Here is a 17983-nt window from a genome sequence, read left to right on the forward strand (position 1 = left end):
CGCGACCCCCAACGACGCGCCCGCCACCGGGTCGCCCCGGCATTCCCCCTCTTTCGCCGTGCCCCTAGGGTTCCCGACGCCGTCCTCGTTTCGTCCTCGCGCCGGCATCCGGGGTGCGACCTGCGCGTTTCGGAGGGGGACGCGCGGTGCCGGCGTCGGGGGAGAGGGGGATGCGATGAGGTTCCGGGTTCTCGGGACGCTGGAAGTGCGCGTGTCCGGGGACCGGGTCACCCTGGCGAGCCCGCGCCAGCAGCGCGCGCTCGCCGCCCTGCTGCTCAGCCCGAACGCCGTTGTCCCGGTGGAGCGCATGATCGACGCGCTCTGGGAGGACGAACCGCCCGCGACCGCCGTGAAGCAGGTGCGCAACTGCGTTTCCGCGTTGCGGGCCCGGCTCGGCGAAGCCGGTGCGCTGATCGTCACCGACGGCCCGGGGTACCGCCTGCGGACCGACGCCGACGACCTCGACTCGCTGCGCTTCCGCCGGCACGTCTCGGCCGCGCGGGCGCTCGCGGGGCAGGCGAAACTCGTCGACGCCGTCCAAGAAATCCAGGCCGCGCTCGCGTTGTGGCGCGGTCCGGCGCTCGACGGGCTGCGGACGACGACGCTGGCCGGCCGGGCCGCGGTGCTCGACGAGCAGCGCGCCGACGCCGTGGAGCTCTGCGCCGAATGGCGGCTGCGGCTGGGCGAAACGGGCGAGGTCGTCCGCGAGCTGACCGAGTTCTGCGGCGAGCACCCGACGCGCGAGCTGTCCCACCTGCTCCTGATGCGCGCCCTCGCGGAGGAAGGCCGCTACGCCGAAGCTTCGACTCTGTTCCACGGCCTGCGCCGGCGGCTGGCCGACGAGCTCGGCGTCGACCCGAACCCCGAGCTGCGGCGGCTGCACGACCGGATCCTCGCCGAGGCCACCCCGGGTGAACCCGACCCCGAACCCGCGCCGGAGCACCACTCCCTCGACCGCGCGGTCACCGAGCTGGCCGAAGCCGTCACGTGGCAGTGGCGGGCGGAAGCCGAGCTGCGTTCGCTGCACCGGCCGCAGCCGATCGTGCTGCGCTGGTCGGCCCTTCGAGGGAAGCCGCGCGGCGATCTCGACGACATCGCGGACACGTTCACGGCGCTGCCCGTGCCGCAGCTGGTCGTGCTCGGCGAACCGGGCTCGGGGAAGTCGGTGCTCGCCCTGATGCTGACGCTGGAGCTGCTGCGCGCCCGCGCGGCTGGCGGCCCGGTGCCGGTCCTGCTTTCGCTGGCGTCGTGGGATCCGCGGCGCGACCACCTGGACCGCTGGCTGGCGGCCCGGCTCGCCGACGACCACCCGGCCCTGCTCAACGCCGGCGAGTACGGGCGCGACGCACCCACCCGGCTCGTCCTCGGCGGCCACGTCCTGCCGGTGCTCGACGGCCTGGACGAGATGCCGGCCGACCTGCGCGTCGCGGCACTCGACGCGCTGGACCAGACCATGGGCGCGGGCCGCGCGCTGGTGCTGACGTGCCGCTCCGCCGAGTACGACCAGGTCGTGCGCGAAGCCGGCGCGGTGCTGAACGCCGCCACGGTGGTGCGGCTGGAACCGGTCGCCCGGCAGGAAGCGATCACGTACCTGTCCGCGCGGGACGGCCAGGATCGCTGGCGCCCGGTGGCCGACCGGCTGCGCCGCGATCCGGACGCGGCCCTGGCCCGGGTGCTGCGCACGCCGTTGATGGTCGACCTCGCGCGGATCGGCTACGGCCGGCCGGGCGCCGATCCCGCCGAACTGCTCGGCGCTTCGGACGCCGAAGCCCTCGAAGGGCAGCTGCTCGATTCGTTCGTCCCCAACGCCTACGCGCAGGTGCCGCAGCCGCCGGGGCGGAACCCGAAGACGAGCCCGTCCGGGCGGTATTCCGCAGCGCAGGCGACGCGCTGGCTGGGCTTCCTGGCCCGGCACCTCGACCAGGCGCGCAGCCGCGACCTGGCGTGGTGGCAGCTGTACCGGGCGGTGCCGGCGAGCACGCGGTCCGGCCTGGTCGGCGTGCTGGTCGCAGTGCTCTTCGTCATCACCGGCTGGGTCGACGACGGCCCGGTGCTGGCGGCGATCTACGGCGTCTCGTTCGGCGGCGCCGCGTACCTGACCCACCGCTTCGGGCGCGCGCCCGAGCCGTTGCGCACCGAAGTGCGGTTCGCCGGGGCCGCCCGGAAGTTCGCCGGCCGGTTCGCGATCGGGGCCGTCGTGGGCGCGCTGCTCGGCCTGGGCTGGTCGCTCGCGACCGGCCTGGTCGTGTTCCTGGCGCTGGCGTTCGGCCTGGTGTTCGCGGTGCACGTGTGGCTCGCCAAACCGGTCGACGCCAGCCGGGTGTCCAGCCCGCGGACGATCCTGCGCAACGAACGCACCGGGGCGGTCGCGTTGTCGGTGTCGTTCCTGGTGTCGCTGGGGTTGTTCGACGGGATGGCCTTCGCGTTCACCGCGCAGACGCGGTTCCTGCCGGTGCTCGGCGGCCGGTACGACCTGGCGCTGGCGATCGCCGGCGGCCTGGCGGGGGTGTCGTTCGGGTGGTTCATGGGCCGCGGCGTCGCGGCGGTGTGCTACGGCCTCGCGGGCGCGATCGTGGGCGGCCAGGTGTTCCCGGCGGCGACGAACCCGGTGCTGCCGTTCATCACCGGCATCTGCTTCGGCGGCGGAATCGGCTTGGCGGTCCTGGTGACGCGGGCGTGGGGCAACTACTTCGTCCACCACGTCTGGCTGGCGGCGACGGGCCGCCTGCCGTGGCGCCTGATGCACTTCCTCGACGACGCCCACCGCCGCGGCGTGCTCCGCCAGGCGGGCGGCGTCTACCAGTTCCGCCACGCCCGCGTCCAGGAGCGGCTGGCCGAGGCCCACCAGGAGGAGACGTCATGACCGGTGAGGAAATCGTGCTCGGCCCGCTGCCGAAGGGGATCACGCCGGCCGGGGAGGGGAAGGTGTGGAACGTGCTCGGCCACACGTACTCGCTGAAGGCGGCGAGCGAATCGAGCTTCGCGTTCGAGACCTACGACCCGCCCGGCACCGGGGTACCGCCGCACGTGCACCCGACCCAGGACGAGCACATCTACGTCCTCGAAGGCGTGTTCACCCTCTACCTCGACGGCCAGTGGGAGACGGCGGGGCCGGGCGACACCGTCCGGCTGCCGAAGGGGCTCCCACACGCCTACTACAACCGCGGCGAAGGCATCACCCGCGGGCTGTTCTGGGTGAGCCCGGCCGGGCGGCTGGCGCAGCTGTTCGACCGGCTGCACGACCTCGCGGACCCGGCCGAGGTGGTCCGGCTGTCGGCCCTGCACGACGTCGAGTTCCTGTCGCCGGGTGCGGTCGAGGGCGCTTGACCGGTCAGCCCTCGCGGGGCACGAGGCTCGCCGCCGCGTCGACGAACGCCTCGATCAGCGCCGATCGCCGGGAAGTGAGCCACGCCAGGCACACGCGGTTCGGCGCGATGTCCTCCACCGGCACGGCGACCACGTCCGGGCGGGTGTAGAACGCCGCCGTCGAGCGCGGGATGATGCTGATCCCCGTCTCGGCGGCGACCAGCTCCAGCTTCTCTTCGACGCTGTGGATCGGCGGGACCTCGGCCCGGTCGGTGCCGCGCAGTTCGACGGCGATGTCCCGCCACTCCGGGACGGCGTCGGGGTCCTGCAGCAGGTGCTCGTCGGCGAGTTCGGTGACCGACACGGATTCCTTGCCCGCCAGGCGGTGCCCGGCCGGCACCGTGACGACGCGCGGTTCCTCGAACAGCGGCCGCACCGTCAGCCCGCGCCGGTCGAACGGCAGCCGGACGACCCCGACGTCGACGCGGCCGTCGTGCAGGACCTCGACCTGGTCGTGCCAGCTGGTGCGCAGCAGCCGGACGGTGAGGTCCGGGTGGCGGTCGGCGAGCACCCGGACCGCCGGCGTGACGACGATGCCGGGCATGAACCCGACGGTGAGCGCGGGCTCGGCGGCCGCGGCGACCCGCCGCCGGACCGCGTCCGCCGCGGACAGGAGACCGCGCGCGTCGTCGAGGAGCCGTTCGCCCGCCGGGGTGAGGACGGTGCTGCGGCGGTCCCGCACGAAGAGGGCGGTCTTCAGCTCGTCCTCGAGGGCACGGATCTGCCGCGACAGCGCGGGCTGCGCGATGTGCAGCCGGGCGGCGGCCCGCCCGAAGTGCAGCTCTTCAGCCACGGCGACGAAGTACCGAAGCTTCCGCAGGTCGAGGTCCACGGCGGGTCACCACCTCCTGTTCCGCCCCCGATCATCGCAGGTCGGGGAGGGGCTCGCCGGTGAGCTCCACGCAGTAGCCGAGAGGGCGTCCTGGAGCTGCGGGCCTGGGCGCCGGCCGTGGCCGCGCGCTCGCGCTGGCGGAAGAGGTGGCGGCCGGTGACGTCGTCGCCGGTGGCGAGCCGGGCCCGGGTGACCGGGGCGAGGCCGTCGGGCGCGCCGCGGCCGCCCATCCTGGTGGCGACCCACCCGGGTTCGACGGAGTTCAGGAGCACACCCGGCCACCGCCGCGCGACGCCCAAGGCGACCAGGATGTCGAAGAGCTTGCTGTCGCTGCAGGCCTGGGCGCCCGTTCCAGCGCCGGGCCGTCCACTGCGGATCCGCCAGGAATGACGGCGCCGGCCATGAGGCCGAGGCCGTCGGACGACCCGGTGCCGCCAGGGCCCGGCACGTCCAAAGACCGCCTTCGTCGCGCGTGATGCCGCCCGGGCATCACAGAGCGCGCAACGGGTCTTGGACGCGCCACGCCTGCGCGGGACACGCTGGAAAGCGCAGGCACCGCAACGAAAGGACAGCGATGAAGGTCTTCCTCACCGGCGGATCGGGCTACATCGGCCGCGCGACGATCGCCGAACTGGTCCGGCTCGGGCACACCGTCGAAGCCCTCGCGCGCAGCGATCGCGCCGAGGCCGCGGTCGCCGGCGCCGGGGCGCGGGCCGTCCGGGGCGGCCTGGCCGACCTCGACGTGCTCAACCAGGCCGCCGCTCGCGCGCAAGCCGTGATCCACCTGGCCCAGGCCACCAGCGGCGAGGAGGACCTCGCCGCGGCCGGCGCCATGCAGGACGGCGTCGGCGGCGGCACCTACGTGCACACCGGCGGCAGCTGGGTCTACGGCGACACCGACGGCGTCCAGGACGAGACGGCCGCCTGGAACCCGCCGGCAATCGTGGCGTGGCGCAAGGCGGTCGAAGACGCCGTGCTGGCCCGCGCGAAGAACGGCGGACGGCCGGTCATCGTCCAGCCCGGACTGCTCTACGGCGGCGACAACCGACTGATCGACGTCTTCTTCGTCCGGCCGGGCCGGGAAAGCGGCGCGATTCCGTACATCGGCGACGGCGGCAACCACTGGGCGCTGATCCACCTCGACGACCTCGCCCGGCTGTACGCGGCCGCGCTCGCGGCGCCGGCCGGCTCGGTGTACCTCGGCGTCGGCGGGGTCGACCCCACGGCCAAGGAGGTCGCCGAGGCGTGCGCCCGCGCCGCGGGACTGGAGGGCAAGACCGTCTCCATCACGCTGGAAGAGGCCCGCGAGCGGATGGGCCCGGTCGCCGACGCCTTCGCGCTCGACCAGCAGCTGACGTCGGCCAAGGCGCAGCGCGAGCTGGGCTGGACACCGGTGCACGCGGATCCGCTGAGCGTCCTGGGTTCCTGAGTCTACTGTGGAGTGTTGCGCGCGTACTCCGTCAGCGCGCTGCGGTTCTCCAAATGGGACTTCGCCATCAGGCTCGCCACGTGCTTCTCCACCGTGCGCGGGGAAATGTGCAGCCGCCGGGCGATGTCCTTGTTGCCCATGTTGTCGGCCAGCAGCTGCAGCACCTCGTACTCGCGGACCGTCACGCCCGCCGAGCGCAGCTCCGCCGGGAGGCGGTCCGAGCCCGTGCGGCGCTGGCCGACCGGGGCGCCGATCTTGCGCAGCAGCCCGCGGCACGCGCTCGCCACCGCGGTCACCTCCGCCTGGTGGAAGAACTCCTCGGCCTCCTTGAGCCACGTCACCGGGTTGCCCCAGCCGTCGGCCGCCGCGGACTCGGCCACCATGCGCAGCCCCAGGTGCCGGCTCACCGGGAACGGGGCCGCCGCCTCGATCGCGGCGGCCACGGCGGCGTCGGCCTGCTCGACGTCTCCCGCGCGGCCGTGGCGGACCGCGTCGCCCAGCAGCACGAACTGGCGGTTCCAGCGCATGCCGCTCACCGCCGCCGGGGGCCGGTCCGGCGGCGGTGCGCCGTCGAGCGCCTCGATCAGCAGCCGGAGACCGTGCTGGCCCGCCAGGTGGAAGCGGCTCGGCTGGCGCTCCTCCAACGCGAGTACCTGCGCCAGCTCGCGGCGGGCGCGTTCGGCGTCCTCCTCCAGCAGGGAGCAGAACACCTGGGCCAGCCCGACGCTCAGCACGAGCTCCTGCGCCGTCGCGCCGCCCTCCGCGCGGAAGTCCTCGAGCGCGCGCTCCATCCGCGGCCGGTCCGCCTGGTGGGCGGCCACCATCGCGCGTGTCATGTGCGTGTACTGCAGCAGCGCGACCAGCCGGAGCCGGCCCAGTACCGCGAGGTTCTCGTCGAGGATGCGGTCGGCCTGCGCGAACTCGCCGCGCATCACCGCGTGCACCGCGCGGCTGGCGTCGACCGCGCAGGTCAGCGTGATCGCGCCGGTGCGCTGGGCTTCCGCGCGGGCGAGCTCGAACGTCCGGATGTCGCCCTCGGCGAGCATCCGGTGGCCGCCGAGGCGGACCAGCACCTGGGTGCGCAGGTGCGTCAGCTGGTGGCGCTCGGCCAGCCGCCGCGCCAGCTGCAGGTAGCGCTCGGCCTCGGTCAGGTCCGACTCCAGCGCCACCATGCCGAGCACCTGCAGGGCCTGGCACGACACGAACGGCACGCCGGCGCGTTCGGCGACCTCCCACGCCTGCTCGGCGAGCTTCCGGGCCCGCTCGGTGTGCGCCGGGCCGGGGATGTCGAGCCACAGCGTCGCTTCGACGGCGTCGAGACCCGCGTTCTGCTCCTCGGTCATCTCGCCGCCGAGCGGGGCGCGGGCCTGCTCGATCTGGTTGAGGCACTCGTCGTGGCGGCCGCCGATGTAGGCCGCCCACGCCAGCTGGATGTGCAGGTCGACGGCCCGCTCGAGCCGGCCGATCTCGGCGAACCGGGCGGAGAACTCGACGGCCCGGTCGAACTGCCCGGTCTGCCCGAGCGCGTGCAGGAGGACTTCGAGGGCGTCGGCGCGGTCGTCGGGGCTCGCCGTGGCCAGCAGCTCGACGGCGCGGGTCAGCATCGTCACCGCCGTGTCGGCCGCGCCGCCGTCGAGCGCGCGGCGGCCGGCTTCGGCGAACAGCCGGCCGGCGCCGGGGTGGTCCATCGCCGTCAGCCGCAGCCCCGCGGCCAGCGCGCACAGCTCGCCGGGCAGGCCGGGGTGGAGCTGCTCGACGGCGTCGGCGGCCCTACGCGCCAGGTTCGCCTTCGTCGACGGCACCAGCCGGGCCAGCAGCGCCTCGGCGGTCAGCGGGTGGCGGAACGCGTACCAGCCGGGCGTGGTCTCGTCGGTGGTGACCAGGTGCGCGGCGACGCTCGCGCTGATGTGGTTGTGCAGCATGCGGTCGTCCATGTCGGTCACCGCCTGCACGACCGACAGCGGGAACCGCCGGCCCAGCACGGCGGCCACCGACAGCAGCGTTTCGCCGTCCTCCCCGAGCGCGTCGACGCGGGTGGCGATGCTGCTGATCAGCGCCTCCGGTACGCGGGCCTGCAGCTCGCCGACGACCTGCCAGCCGCCCGGCCCGCCGACGAGCAGGCCGTCGCTGACCATGCCGTGCAGCAGCTCCTCGACGACGAACGGCACGCCTTCGCTGTTCTGCCACAACAGGTTCGCGACGGCGGCGGGCACCGCGGCCGGTTCGGTCTCCAGGCAGGCGGCCGCGAACTCGCGGGTGCGCTCGGCGTCGAGCCGGGTGAGTTCGAAGGTGTGGCTGGACGAGCGCTGCGCCGCGGCCGAGGCCAGCCGCAACGCTTCGCCCGGTTCGCCGCGCAGGGTGCCGATGAGCATCACCCGGCTGGACGCGAGGTTGTCGACGAGGTACTCGACGATGAACAGCGTCTCGGCGTCGGCGTTGTGCAGGTCCTCCAGCACGATCAGGCAGCCGCTGTCGCGGCCGGCGACCGACAGGAGCCGGAACACCGCTTCGGCCAGGACCAGCAGGTTCCCGTTGTCGTGCGGGCGGTCGCCGCGGTACCAGTCGGGCACGAGCCGGGCGAGGACCGGCACGAGCGGGTCGAGTTCGGGCGCGGCGGGCGGGAGGCCGCCGCGGAAGTGGGACAGCAGGGCTTCGGCCAATGGCCGGAACGGCACCATCGGGCCGATCGAGCTGGCGCGGCCGCGTAGCACCGGGAGCCCGGTCGCCAACGCCCGCGAGGCGATGTCGGCGGCGAGCCGGGACTTCCCGATCCCGCCTTCACCGACAAGGAAGAAGGCCCCACCGTGGTCGGTGCGGGCCTTCTCCAGAGCCTGGGACAGCGCGCCGAGCTCCCTGTCGCGCCCGATCAGGCGCGTCGATCGGATGCCCATCGCGGTCACTATAACCGGACGGGCACCCTCCGGGCGTAGGTCGAATTACCGACGCCCGGGCGTCTCACTATTCGGTGAAGCCACCGGTCACGACCGTGATGTCCATCGTGGTCAAGGAGTTCTGGCTGACCCGCGCCGCGCGGCCGGACAGAGCGTGGTTGCGGGCGCCCGTGCGGGCCGACGTCGGGAGGGTCAAGTCGCCGATCGGGTTGTCCGTGCCGGCGAAGTCGTGCTCGGTCATGCTGGAGGCTCCACTCTGAGTAGTGCTGAGGGTCGGACGGTTATTCGGCGAAACCGATGCTGACGGTGAAGACGGGCGTGATGTCGAGGGTGTCGGCGCCGTGCTGGCTCAGCCGGCCCGTCTTGCCGGACAGGGCGCGGTTGCGGGCGCCGGTCCGGCCGGCCGTCGGGAGGGTCAGGTCGCCGATCGGGTCGTCCAGGCCGGGGAAGTCGTGCTCGCTCATGCTTTCTGCTCCACTCTCGGGCGGTCTCGGGAGGTCTCGGGCGGGGAGGACGGTCAGAGGGCGAAGGTGCCGTTGGTGACGACGGTCGGGTCGCCGAGGGTCTCGAGGGTGATCCCGGACAGCCGGGGCCGGGTGCCGCCCAGCGCCTGGTTGCGGGCACCGGCGCGGTTCGCGCGGGGGAGCACCAGGGCACCGACGGTGGCTTCGACGGTCTCGGCGGTGATTTCGGGCATCGTGCGTTCTCTCCTCGTGAGGTGGGGTGGGGAAGGGGTCAGCGAGTCGGGGGCTGCAGCAGCAGCGCGGAGGGGACGCGCCGGCCGAAGCCGAGGCGCAGCAGGCCGTAGCCGATGCCGGCCAGGCCGGTGAGCAGGCCGGGGGAGGCGACGCCGTCGGGCGTGCCGCAGCGCGCGCCGTCCTGCTCGACGGCGGTGAGCAGCTGCCCGGTGCGGGTGGCGACCGCGGCGGCGGCGCCCTCGTGGCCGCCTTCGGCGAGGAAGCCGAGGACGTCGGTGATGCCGGTTTCGCCGTGGCAGAGGCTCAGGTCGCGCAGCGGGTCCTGGCCCGCGAGCGCCGCGACCTGCTCGTCGAGGCCGAGCAGCGCCGGTTCGCCCGCGTAGGCGAGGACCTGGCCGGCCAGGCCGGAGCACCAGCCGTGCCCGGTGGCGGCCTTCGCGGGCGGCAGCGTCGCGGTTTCGCGCGGGTAGCCGGCCAGCGCCCAGTCGACGCCGGCCGCGCCGTGCGCGAACCCGGGGTCGGCGAGGTCGGGGTCGATCGAACGGACGGCGAGCTCGGCGGCGTAGGCGTCGGCCAGCAGGGTGGCGGTGGCGAGCCCGGTCTGGGCGGCCACCGAGCGCAGCGCGACGAGCCCGCCGGCGAGGCCGGTGGTGTACCGCGGGGACGTCTCGGGCGTCGGCGCGGGCATCACGGCGACCGTGCGGGCGGTGAGGTCCAGCAGATCGGGCCGGTCGAGCAGCCGCGAGAGCCGGGCCGCCGCGTAGGCGACGCCGCCGAGCCCGAGCAGCCCGCCGGGACCGGCCGCGGCGGCGAGGTCCGGGTCGGCTTCGAGCGCCGAGACCAGCCCGGGCAGCCCGGAAAGCGCCTTCCCGGCCAGCTCGCGGTAGCGGTCGATGCCGGTCAGCTCGGCCAGCTGGGCCAGGAACAGCGCCACCCCGGTGTAGCCCTCGCCGAGCCCGGCGCCCATCGGCAGCACGGTCCAGTACTTCTCGTCGACGAGCTCCAGCCCGACCCAGTTGACGCGCCCGCCGCCCGAGGCCGCGCGGGCGACGATCGCGTCGGCGATGCCGCAGGCGGCCGAGAGCAGGTGCGCCGGTTCGGGGCTCTTGCTCGGCAGGACCGGGTCGGTGACGCCGGTGCCGGTGTGGGTTTCGGCGGCGGGCCGGGTGGCCAGCGCGGCCGAGATCAGCCACTCCTGGTCCCGGCGGTCGATCGTGGTCATCCCGGCGACCTTCGCGCGGACCGACGCCAGCGGCGGCTCGGCCAGCAGTTCCGGCAGCCGGGTGCCTTCGGCGTCCCAGAGGTCCGCGGTGCCGGGCCGGCCGGTGAACATCGGGACGTCGCCCGCCCACAGGTCGGTCAGCTCGGCGGCGACCAGCCCGCGGCGGACGTCGTCGGTGCTGTCGTCGTGCAGCAGCCCGAACGCCTCGTCGCGCGCGGCGGCGTCGGCCAGCAGCGACGGGTGCGTGGTCTCGTCGAGCAGCCGCGTGTAGAAGCTGGTCGGGCGGACCAGGACGCGGATGCCGGCCTCGGCGCAGCGGTCGAGCAGCGGCCCGAACTCCCCGGCGCCGGCGGCGATGGCGTCGTACCCGGCGCGGAACCCGGCCAGCAGCGCGGCCCCGTGCTCGGCCGGCTCGACGTCGACGCCGCCGAGGGTCGGCCGGTTGACGCCGGTGCCGACGCCGCCGGGCACCCGGGTCAGCCGCATCCGGTCGGTGCCGGCGTCGAGCCAGTCGACGCGGGTGAGCGCCGGGGCCGCCGCGCGGCCGCCGCCGAGGCCGGAGATGTCGACCGCGCCGTGCTCGCCGACGATCATCTGCGGCAGCAGCATGGTCCGGTGCACCGACCGGGCGAGCAGCTCGGCCGCGGGGTCGACGTCGCCGGTGTCGGCGGGCAGCACCGGCTGGAAGAGCGTCTCGATGTCGATCAGGACGGGCTGGTCGCCGGCGGCGATGATGTTCTCGAAGTGCACGTCGGTGCCGTCGAGGGCGTGCAGCAGGGCGAGGAGCACGCCCTGGCGGCGGTAGAACCGGTCGACCCCGGTCAGGTCGGCGCACGGCGTGTGCTCGACGAACCGGAGCCAGCCGTAGCCGGGGCGCACCAGGACGTCCACCGTGCTCAGCTCCAAACCGGGCACGCGCGGGTTGAGCCACTCGACCAGCTCGGTGAACGCCGCGTGCAGGTCGAGCGGGCGCGGCTTGTAGATCACCCGCGCCCCGCCGGCGAACCGCAGCTCCCGGACCGAGCGGCCGCGCTGGTGCGCGTCGCCGGTGCCGCCGCTGATCTCCACCAGCGGGCCGGGTTCGGGACCGGTGAACGCCGTGAGCGCGGCGCGGTCGGCGTCGAAGCGGTCGAGCAGCTCGGTGACGGCCGCGATCGCGTACAGCGCCGTCTGCGCGGCGAGCCGGGCGAGCACGGGGTAGCGGTGCAGCAGCTCGGTGAGCCCGGCCGGGGTGCCGGTCCGCCGCACGAAGTCGGTGAACCGCGCTTCCCCGGTGTCCCCGGCCAGGATCCCCGCGCGGCGGGCCCGGCCCAGCTCCAGCACCAGGCTGCGGGCGGCGAGCCCGGCGAGCTGGTGCCCCAGCCGCGTCGCGCACCCGTCGGCGACCGCGGTGGCGTCGACGGCGGGCGAAGCCGCTGCGGCGCCGGCGATCGCGGCGCGGGCCGCGTCGGTGAAGGGGCGGAACACCGCGGCGAACGCGGTGCGCCAGTGGGCGTCGCTCTCGCGGGAAAGCGGCACCTCGGCGCTTTCCCGGGACAGGGCCGCTTCCGCGAAGTCGACCCACGCGGGACGGGCGCCGCCGGGGCGGCGTTCCTGCGTGGTCAGCGCCGCGGCCCACCAGGTGGGCGGGAGCGTCGTGGTCGCCGGGTTCGGCTGCGGGGGAATCACGGGATCGAGCATGCCAGCGGGTGACGTGGGTTACATGGGGGTGCCGCGCCCGCATTCCCGCGCGGCATGGGGGCTTTCTAGGGGTTCATGGGGGCATCGCCGGCGAAACGCCTGGTCGTGAAGTGAGTGGTTGCGCCGTTCGGACGTGGCGGTTGCGCTGTTCGGCGGGCGGGCGCCGCAGGGGTTGACGAGGGTGCGCGTACCCCCGATCCCCCATGCGGGGCACCCCGCCCCCACCGGACTCCGCGGTCGCGCGCGCGGCCGTGACGCCCGCGCGCGAGGCGGGCTCCTGGGCCGGGTGCGGCGCCGGAATGCGGGGCCGCCGCACCCATGTGCGGCGGCCCCGCGCCGATGACGATTCGTCGTGAGAAGTTCGCGGCTCGCCCCGCGGACGTTCCCCGAACGCACAGGGAGCGACGCACGATGACCACGTTCCAGATCGAGCAGACCCCCGACGGGCCCGGCGTGGCCGCCGGGTCCCCGCTCAAGTTCGTCCTGTCCAGCGTCCAGTCCGACTCGCACATGTGGAACCTCGTCGCCCTCCAGCTGATCATGGAGGAGATGGGGCACGAGGTGGTCAACCTCGGCGCCTGCGTCCCGGTCGAGCGGCTGCTGGCCGCCTGCCGCGCAGAGCGCCCCGACTGCCTGGTGATCAGCACCGTCAACGGCCACGGGCACGTCGACGGCGCCCGGGTGATCTCCGCGCTGCGCGCCGACCCCGCGCTGGCCGGCCTGCCCGCCGTCATCGGCGGCAAGCTGGGCGTGCGCGGCGCCGCCGACGCCGAGCTGGAGACCGAGCTGCTGGCGCTGGGCTACGACGCGGTCTTCCACGTCGGCGCCGGCGACTCCGGCCAGGCGATCGAGTCGTTCCGCGAGTTCGTCGCCGCGAACGTCCGGACCTTGCGGTGACCGCTGCCCGGTCGGTGTTCAGCAGCTTCGTGGCCGAGCACCGGCGCCGCCGGACGCTGGTCGTGCAGCCGCGGATGGGGTTCTCCGACCCCGTCCTGATGCGCCGCGGGCTGCGCGCGGTGGCCGGGGCCGGCGTGCCGGCCGTGGGCACCGTGACCCTGGACAGCTACACCCGCACCGGGCAGCACGACCTCGCCGCCATGTCGATCGCCTCCGGCGTCCCGCTCAACGGCTACCCGCTGGTCGCGCTCGGCCCGGCCGCCGCCGCGGAGCTGGTGGACGGGCTGCCCGGCTTCCCCGTCCAGGTGCGGCACGGGTCGGCGCAGCCCGAGGACATCTTCGCCGCGATGCTCGAAGCCGGGCTCGACGCCTCCGAAGGCGGGCCGGTGTCCTACTGCCTGCCCTACAGCAGCGTCCCGCTGCGGACGGCGGCGAAATCGTGGACGCGGTCGGCGTTGCTGCTCGCCGAGCAGGCCGTCGACTGCCACCTCGAGAGCTTCGGCGGCTGCATGCTCGGACAGCTGTGCCCGCCGGGCCTGCTGGTCGCGCTGTCGGTGCTGGAGTGCCTGTTCTTCGCCGAACACGGCGTGCGCAGCGTCTCGGCCAGCTACGCGCAGCAGACGAGCCCGGAGCAGGACGCCGAAGCGCTGTGGGCGATGCGGCGCTTGTGCGCCGAAGAACTGTCCACTGTGGACCACCACGTGGTGCTCTACACCTACATGGGCCTGTTCCCGGAGTCCCCGGCCGGGGCGCGGGAGCTGGTCGCCGAAAGCGTCCGGCTGGCCGTGCGCACCGGCACCGAGCGGCTGATCGTCAAGACCACCGCGGAGGCGCACCGGATCCCGACCGTCGAGGAGAACGTCGAGGCGCTGCGGCTGGCGCACGCGACCGCGCTGGACCAGCCCGGCCCGGCGACGCCGCCGCCGGGGGACACCGAGGTCTACCTGCAGGCCCGGCTGCTCGTCGACGAGGTGCGCTCGCTCGCGCCGACGCTCGCCGAGGCGCTGCCGGCGGCGTTCGAGCGCGGCCTGCTCGACGTCCCGTACTGCCTGCACCCCGACAACGGCGGCGAAACCCGGTGCGTGCTCGACGACGACGGCCGCCTGCAGTGGTGGCACACCGGGCGGATGCCGCTGCCCGCCGCGCTCGGCGGCCGCCGCGGCCACGACCGGGTCACCGCGACCCGGCTGCTCGCCGACCTGTCCTACCACCGCCGACGGCTCGACCCGGTCCTGTCCTGATCCGCACCGACCAGCTGGGAGTGAGAACGCCATGTCCTACACCGATCCGCCGGACCCGCGCACGCACCTGACCGCGGAGCGCACCCGGCACGTGCTGGGCCTCCAGCACAAGCTGCTCGCCGAGGCGCGCGCGTTCCTCGGCGCCCGCGGCTTCACCGAGCTGCTCCCGCCGGTGATCGGCCCGGTCACCGACCCGGGCGGCCGCGGCGCGAAGCAGGTCGACGTCGACTTCTACGGCCACCGGTACAAGCTGATGACCAGCGCGATCCTGTACAAGCAGGCGTCGCTGCTGGGCTTCCGGAAGATCTTCTACGTCGCGCCGAACGTGCGGCTGGAGCCCTTGGAGACGGCGAACACCAGCCGGCACCTGGCCGAGTTCCACCAGCTCGACGTCGAGGTCGCCGGCGCGTCCCGCGACGACGTGCTCGACCTGCTGCAGGACCTGGTCGCCCACGTGGTGCGCCGGGTCGTCGAGGACGCGGGCGACGTGCTGGAGGCGCTCGGGCGCGACTCGGGCGCGTTCGCCGACCTGCTCGGCGGGGCGTTCGGCCGGCTGTCGCACGCGACCGCCGTCGAGACGCTGCGCGAGCTCGGGCACCCGCAGAGCGAAGACGCCGAGATCGACTGGGCGGGCGAGGCGATCCTGTCGGAGAAGCACGCGCGGCCGTTCTTCCTGGTCGACTACCCGAAGGGCTCCCGCGGGTTCTACGACCGGGAAAGCGTTTCCACGCCGGGGGTCCTGCGCAACTTCGACCTGATCGCGCCGGAGGGCTACGGCGAGCTGTGCAGCGGCAGCGAGCGCGAGCACGACTACGGCCGGATCGTCACGCGGATGCGGGAGACGGGGGAGAACCCGGCGAAGTACGCGTGGTACCTGGACCTGGTCCGCGCGGGCATCCCGGCCAGCGCCGGGTTCGGGCTGGGCGTGCAGCGGTTCACCCGGTACGTCGCCGGGCTGGACGCGGTGTGGCAGGCGACGGCGTTCCCGAAGCTGCCGGGGGTGGTCTCGCCGTGACCGCGTTGCAGGCTTCCGGTTTCCCCGCCGACCAGGTCCGGGAGCGCGCCCGGCGCGGCGCTTCGGCGGTGTTCCCCGACGCTTCTTCTTACGGGACTTCCTTGTTCGGTGCTGATCCGGTCTCGTCCGCGGATGTTCTGGAGCAGGCGCGGCTGGTGCCGCCGGTGTTCGTGCCGCGGCGGCTGGAGAAGCTGATCGAGCTGGGCCGGGAACCGTTGTACGGCGATGTTTCGCTGTCGACGTCGATCGGCGGGTTCGCGTCTTCGCTGCCGCTGTACTTGTCGGCGTTCGGCTCGACGCAGGTGGCGGGCCGCGGGCTCGGCGCGGCGGCGTCGGCGCAGGCCGCGCGGCTCGGCATCCCGATGGTGATCGGCGAGAACGTCGTCCCGATGCACGGCCACGGCCGCGTGGACGGCGCGTCGGCCGGGACGCTCCTGGAGCGCCTGCGGGCGTACGCGGACGCGGTGCCGGACGGGCTCGGCGGCGTGGTCGTCCAGCAGAGCACGGAGGACGCGGACGCCGAGGTGTGGAACCTGGTGTATTCGGACCCGTCGGCGCTGCCGCTGCTGGAGTCCGGGCGGCTGGCGTTCGAGCTGAAGGTCGGCCAGGGCGCGAAGCCGGGGCTCGGTGGCATGACGCTGGTTTCTTCTGCGGAAGCCGCCTCGCTGGCCTCGTTGTACGCGGTGGACCAGTCACTGGGTGCCGAAGTGCTGCGAAGCAGTTCGCCGGGGACGTTCACCGACGAGATCCTCCGGCAGCAGATCCGCTTGATGCGCAACAACTTCCCGCGCGCCGGGGTGTGGGTGAAGCTCCCGCCGGGGCGCGATGTCGGTGTGGCGGCTTCGGTGGCTTGGGCGGCCGGTGCTTCCGCGGTCACCGTGGACGGCGCCGAGGGCGGTTCCGGCTGGGCGCCGTTGTCGTTCGCTTCGGTCGGGCTGCCGTTGGCGGAGTGCCTGTCCCGCATCGGAAGACCGGCCGGCTGCCTGCTGGCGTCGGGCCGGATGTGGGAGGGGACGCGGGTGGCGAAGGTGCTGGCGCTGGGGGCGCGCGCGGCGGGCTTGGGCCGGGCGGCGCTGCTGGCGGTGGACACGGACCCCAGCTCCGGACTGATCCGCTTCGTGGAGGCGCTGGCGTTGGAGCTGAGGTTGCTGCTGAGCGCACTGGGCCAGTACCGAGCGGACGCGTTGACTCCGGACGACGTGTGGTTCCCGGGCCAGGCGGAGCGAGTGGCCGAAGAGGTGCTGTCATGACGACGGCCGCCGAGCCGAGCACCACAACACCGGCGAGCCCCTCCACCAAAGCCCTTCCGGCACCCTTCCTCGGCCTGGTCCTCGCCATGGGTCTGTCCTCCTTCGGCGACGCGGTCTGGCTCATCGCCCTCTCCGTCACGCTCGTCGGCACCGCGGGGCCCGCCCTCGCCGGTCTCGTCCTCGCCCTCGGCTCGCTCCCGAAAGTCCTCACCCTCCTCGTCGGCGGCGCCGTCGCCGACCGGACCGGGCCGCGGCGGGTCCTCATCACCACCGACCTCATCCGCGCCGGGGCCATGCTCGCCGGAGCGGCCGGGGTCCTCCTCGTCGGCCCCGAACTCCCGCTGCTCACCGGCCTCATCGTCGTCATGGCCGTCGCCAGTGCGTTCTTCATCCCGGCCTCCGATGCCCTCCGGCCGAACCTCCTGCCGCCCGAACACCTCGTGCGCGGCAACGCCGTCTACCTCGCCGCCGTGCGGGGCGGGCAGGCCGCCGGGGGTGCGCTCGGGTCCTGGCTGGCCGGGCTCGGCGGGCTCGTCACCGTCGCCGTCGTCAACGGCGTCAGCTTCGCCGTCTCCGCCCTCGCCGCCGGGAACACCAAGACCCTGACCCGCACCGAACCCCGGCAGCGCGTCAAGCTCAAGCAGCTCGGCACGGAGATCGCCGAAGGCTGCCGGTACGTCGCCCGCCGGCCCGCCCTGCGGACCGCCATGATCGTCACCGGCCTGCTCGAACTCAGCGGCGCCGGCCCGATCAACCTCGGTCTGGTCCTGCTGGGCGGACAAGCCGGCGCGGGCTGGCTGCTCACCGCCATGACGCTGGGCGCGTCCCTCGCCTTCGTCGTCTCGGTCAAGTGGCCACCGCGCGAAAAGGCCGGGCGGCTCGCGACGGCCGGGCTCGCCGCGCAGGTCGGCTGCCTCGCCCTGCTCGCCACCGCGAACGTCGCCGTCGGCATCGCCGCCTTCTTCACCCTCGGCCTGGTCGCCGGGCTCACCGCGCTCGTGCTCGTGAGCCTCGCCCAGCGCTGGGCCACCCCGGACATGCGCGGCCGGGTGATGTCGATCCTCGCGCTGTTCACCCTCGCCGCCACCCCGGTCGGCAACCTGCTCATCGGCGTCCTGGTCGAGACGCTCGGCGTCCCGCTCACCATGCTCGCCCACGCCGCGGTCGCGCTCGTCGCGCTCGCCCTGCTCGTCGCCACCCCGGCACTCGGCCGGGCCGCACTGACAGAGGAGAAGCAGTCATGACCAACCCCTTCGAAGACGAGAACGGCACCTTCCTGGTCCTGGTCAACGCCGAGAACCAGCACTCGCTCTGGCCGTCCACCGTGGACATCCCGGCCGGCTGGACGAAGGTCCACGGCGAGGACACCCGCGCCGCGTGCCTCGAGTACGTCGAGCAGAACTGGACCGACCTGCGCCCGGCGAGCCTCATCGCCGCGATGCGCTGACCCTTCCCCCGCCGG

At 74.2% G+C, this 17983-nt stretch carries 16 protein-coding genes; 10 read left to right on the forward strand and 6 right to left on the reverse strand.

Annotated elements, in window-relative coordinates; translation table 11 throughout:
• Nucleotides 1-175 precede the first annotated feature (175 nt).
• Both ACIRSS_RS25560 and ACIRSS_RS25565 read left to right on the forward strand, forming a co-directional pair.
• The gene (locus ACIRSS_RS25560) at nt 176-2863 is read left to right on the forward strand and encodes a BTAD domain-containing putative transcriptional regulator (protein WP_400899049.1); all 2688 of its coding nucleotides are present in this window, start codon (nt 176-178) and stop codon (nt 2861-2863) included.
• Nucleotides 2860-3327 carry a cupin domain-containing protein gene (locus ACIRSS_RS25565; protein ID WP_400899051.1) on the forward strand — a complete coding sequence of 156 codons (468 nt, stop codon included), beginning with the start codon at nt 2860-2862 and terminating at the stop codon, nt 3325-3327. Before ACIRSS_RS25560 ends, ACIRSS_RS25565 begins: the two co-directional genes overlap by 4 nt.
• A gap of 4 nt (nt 3328-3331) precedes the next feature.
• Here the strand turns inward: ACIRSS_RS25565 and ACIRSS_RS25570 are convergent, their stop codons facing one another.
• Nucleotides 3332-4198, reverse strand: coding sequence for a LysR family transcriptional regulator (locus ACIRSS_RS25570; protein ID WP_400899053.1), 867 nt, complete (start codon nt 4196-4198; stop codon nt 3332-3334).
• Nucleotides 4199-4354: 156 nt separating this feature from the next.
• Between ACIRSS_RS25570 and ACIRSS_RS25575 the strand changes: the two genes are divergently transcribed.
• Complete coding sequence (locus ACIRSS_RS25575; RefSeq protein WP_400899055.1) at nt 4355-4588, forward strand: hypothetical protein; 234 nt, start codon at nt 4355-4357, stop codon at nt 4586-4588.
• 184 nt (nt 4589-4772) lie between these two features.
• A complete protein-coding gene (locus tag ACIRSS_RS25580; RefSeq protein ID WP_400899057.1) occupies nt 4773-5627 on the forward strand; it encodes an NAD-dependent epimerase/dehydratase family protein in 855 nt (284 codons plus the stop codon).
• Between the two features lie 2 nt (nt 5628-5629).
• Here ACIRSS_RS25580 and ACIRSS_RS25585 read toward each other — a convergent pair whose 3' ends face one another.
• The 5 genes from ACIRSS_RS25585 to ACIRSS_RS25605 form a co-directional block, all read right to left on the reverse strand.
• On the reverse strand, nt 5630-8518 hold the full coding sequence (locus tag ACIRSS_RS25585) for a helix-turn-helix transcriptional regulator (RefSeq protein WP_400899059.1): 2889 nt from the start codon (nt 8516-8518) through the stop codon (nt 5630-5632).
• Between the two features lie 67 nt (nt 8519-8585).
• A complete protein-coding gene (locus tag ACIRSS_RS25590; protein WP_400899061.1) occupies nt 8586-8759 on the reverse strand; it encodes a hypothetical protein in 174 nt (57 codons plus the stop codon).
• A gap of 40 nt (nt 8760-8799) precedes the next feature.
• Complete coding sequence (locus ACIRSS_RS25595; RefSeq protein WP_400899063.1) at nt 8800-8982, reverse strand: hypothetical protein; 183 nt, start codon at nt 8980-8982, stop codon at nt 8800-8802.
• 53 nt (nt 8983-9035) lie between these two features.
• Entirely contained in the window at nt 9036-9215 is a 180-nt protein-coding gene (locus tag ACIRSS_RS25600) for a hypothetical protein (RefSeq protein WP_400899065.1), read from the reverse strand.
• A gap of 38 nt (nt 9216-9253) precedes the next feature.
• Nucleotides 9254-12118, reverse strand: coding sequence for a type 2 lanthipeptide synthetase LanM family protein (locus ACIRSS_RS25605; protein WP_400899067.1), 2865 nt, complete (start codon nt 12116-12118; stop codon nt 9254-9256).
• A gap of 411 nt (nt 12119-12529) precedes the next feature.
• Between ACIRSS_RS25605 and ACIRSS_RS25610 the strand changes: the two genes are divergently transcribed.
• Genes ACIRSS_RS25610 through ACIRSS_RS25635 form a run of 6 tightly spaced genes read left to right on the forward strand, consistent with a single transcriptional unit; the run spans nt 12530 to nt 17968 of the window.
• Nucleotides 12530-13015, forward strand: a complete 486-nt coding sequence (locus tag ACIRSS_RS25610; RefSeq protein ID WP_400899069.1) for a cobalamin B12-binding domain-containing protein — start codon at nt 12530-12532, stop codon at nt 13013-13015.
• Nucleotides 13012-14256, forward strand: coding sequence for a methylaspartate mutase (locus tag ACIRSS_RS25615; RefSeq protein ID WP_400899071.1), 1245 nt, complete (start codon nt 13012-13014; stop codon nt 14254-14256). The genes ACIRSS_RS25610 and ACIRSS_RS25615 overlap by 4 nt, the downstream gene beginning before the upstream one ends.
• 31 nt (nt 14257-14287) lie before the next feature.
• Entirely contained in the window at nt 14288-15271 is a 984-nt protein-coding gene (locus ACIRSS_RS25620) for an asparagine synthetase A (protein ID WP_400899073.1), read from the forward strand.
• Nucleotides 15268-16521 carry a glutamate synthase-related protein gene (locus ACIRSS_RS25625; protein WP_400899075.1) on the forward strand — a complete coding sequence of 418 codons (1254 nt, stop codon included), beginning with the start codon at nt 15268-15270 and terminating at the stop codon, nt 16519-16521. The genes ACIRSS_RS25620 and ACIRSS_RS25625 overlap by 4 nt, the downstream gene beginning before the upstream one ends.
• On the forward strand, nt 16518-17765 hold the full coding sequence (locus ACIRSS_RS25630; RefSeq protein WP_400899077.1) for an MFS transporter: 1248 nt from the start codon (nt 16518-16520) through the stop codon (nt 17763-17765). The genes ACIRSS_RS25625 and ACIRSS_RS25630 overlap by 4 nt, the downstream gene beginning before the upstream one ends.
• A complete protein-coding gene (locus tag ACIRSS_RS25635) occupies nt 17762-17968 on the forward strand; it encodes an MbtH family protein (protein WP_400899079.1) in 207 nt (68 codons plus the stop codon). The genes ACIRSS_RS25630 and ACIRSS_RS25635 overlap by 4 nt, the downstream gene beginning before the upstream one ends.
• Nucleotides 17969-17983 lie beyond the last annotated feature (15 nt).

It is taken from the genome of Amycolatopsis sp. NPDC101161 (assembly GCF_044768185.1).
GTDB lineage: Bacteria > Actinomycetota > Actinomycetes > Mycobacteriales > Pseudonocardiaceae > Amycolatopsis.

Excerpts from the sequence above, each read along its gene's own strand:
- ACIRSS_RS25560 (WP_400899049.1), top strand. The coding sequence starts at position 176 with ATGAGGTTCCGGGTTCTCGGGACGCTGGAAGTGCGCGTGTCCGGGGAC.
- ACIRSS_RS25565 (WP_400899051.1), top strand. The coding sequence starts at position 2,860 with ATGACCGGTGAGGAAATCGTGCTCGGCCCGCTGCCGAAGGGGATCACG.
- ACIRSS_RS25580 (WP_400899057.1), top strand. The coding sequence starts at position 4,773 with ATGAAGGTCTTCCTCACCGGCGGATCGGGCTACATCGGCCGCGCGACG.
- ACIRSS_RS25585 (WP_400899059.1), bottom strand. The coding sequence starts at position 8,518 with ATGGGCATCCGATCGACGCGCCTGATCGGGCGCGACAGGGAGCTCGGC.
- ACIRSS_RS25590 (WP_400899061.1), bottom strand. The coding sequence starts at position 8,759 with ATGACCGAGCACGACTTCGCCGGCACGGACAACCCGATCGGCGACTTG.
- ACIRSS_RS25595 (WP_400899063.1), bottom strand. The coding sequence starts at position 8,982 with ATGAGCGAGCACGACTTCCCCGGCCTGGACGACCCGATCGGCGACCTG.
- ACIRSS_RS25600 (WP_400899065.1), bottom strand. The coding sequence starts at position 9,215 with ATGCCCGAAATCACCGCCGAGACCGTCGAAGCCACCGTCGGTGCCCTG.
- ACIRSS_RS25605 (WP_400899067.1), bottom strand. The coding sequence starts at position 12,118 with ATGCTCGATCCCGTGATTCCCCCGCAGCCGAACCCGGCGACCACGACG.
- ACIRSS_RS25610 (WP_400899069.1), top strand. The coding sequence starts at position 12,530 with ATGACCACGTTCCAGATCGAGCAGACCCCCGACGGGCCCGGCGTGGCC.
- ACIRSS_RS25620 (WP_400899073.1), top strand. The coding sequence starts at position 14,288 with ATGTCCTACACCGATCCGCCGGACCCGCGCACGCACCTGACCGCGGAG.
- ACIRSS_RS25630 (WP_400899077.1), top strand. The coding sequence starts at position 16,518 with ATGACGACGGCCGCCGAGCCGAGCACCACAACACCGGCGAGCCCCTCC.
- ACIRSS_RS25635 (WP_400899079.1), top strand. The coding sequence starts at position 17,762 with ATGACCAACCCCTTCGAAGACGAGAACGGCACCTTCCTGGTCCTGGTC.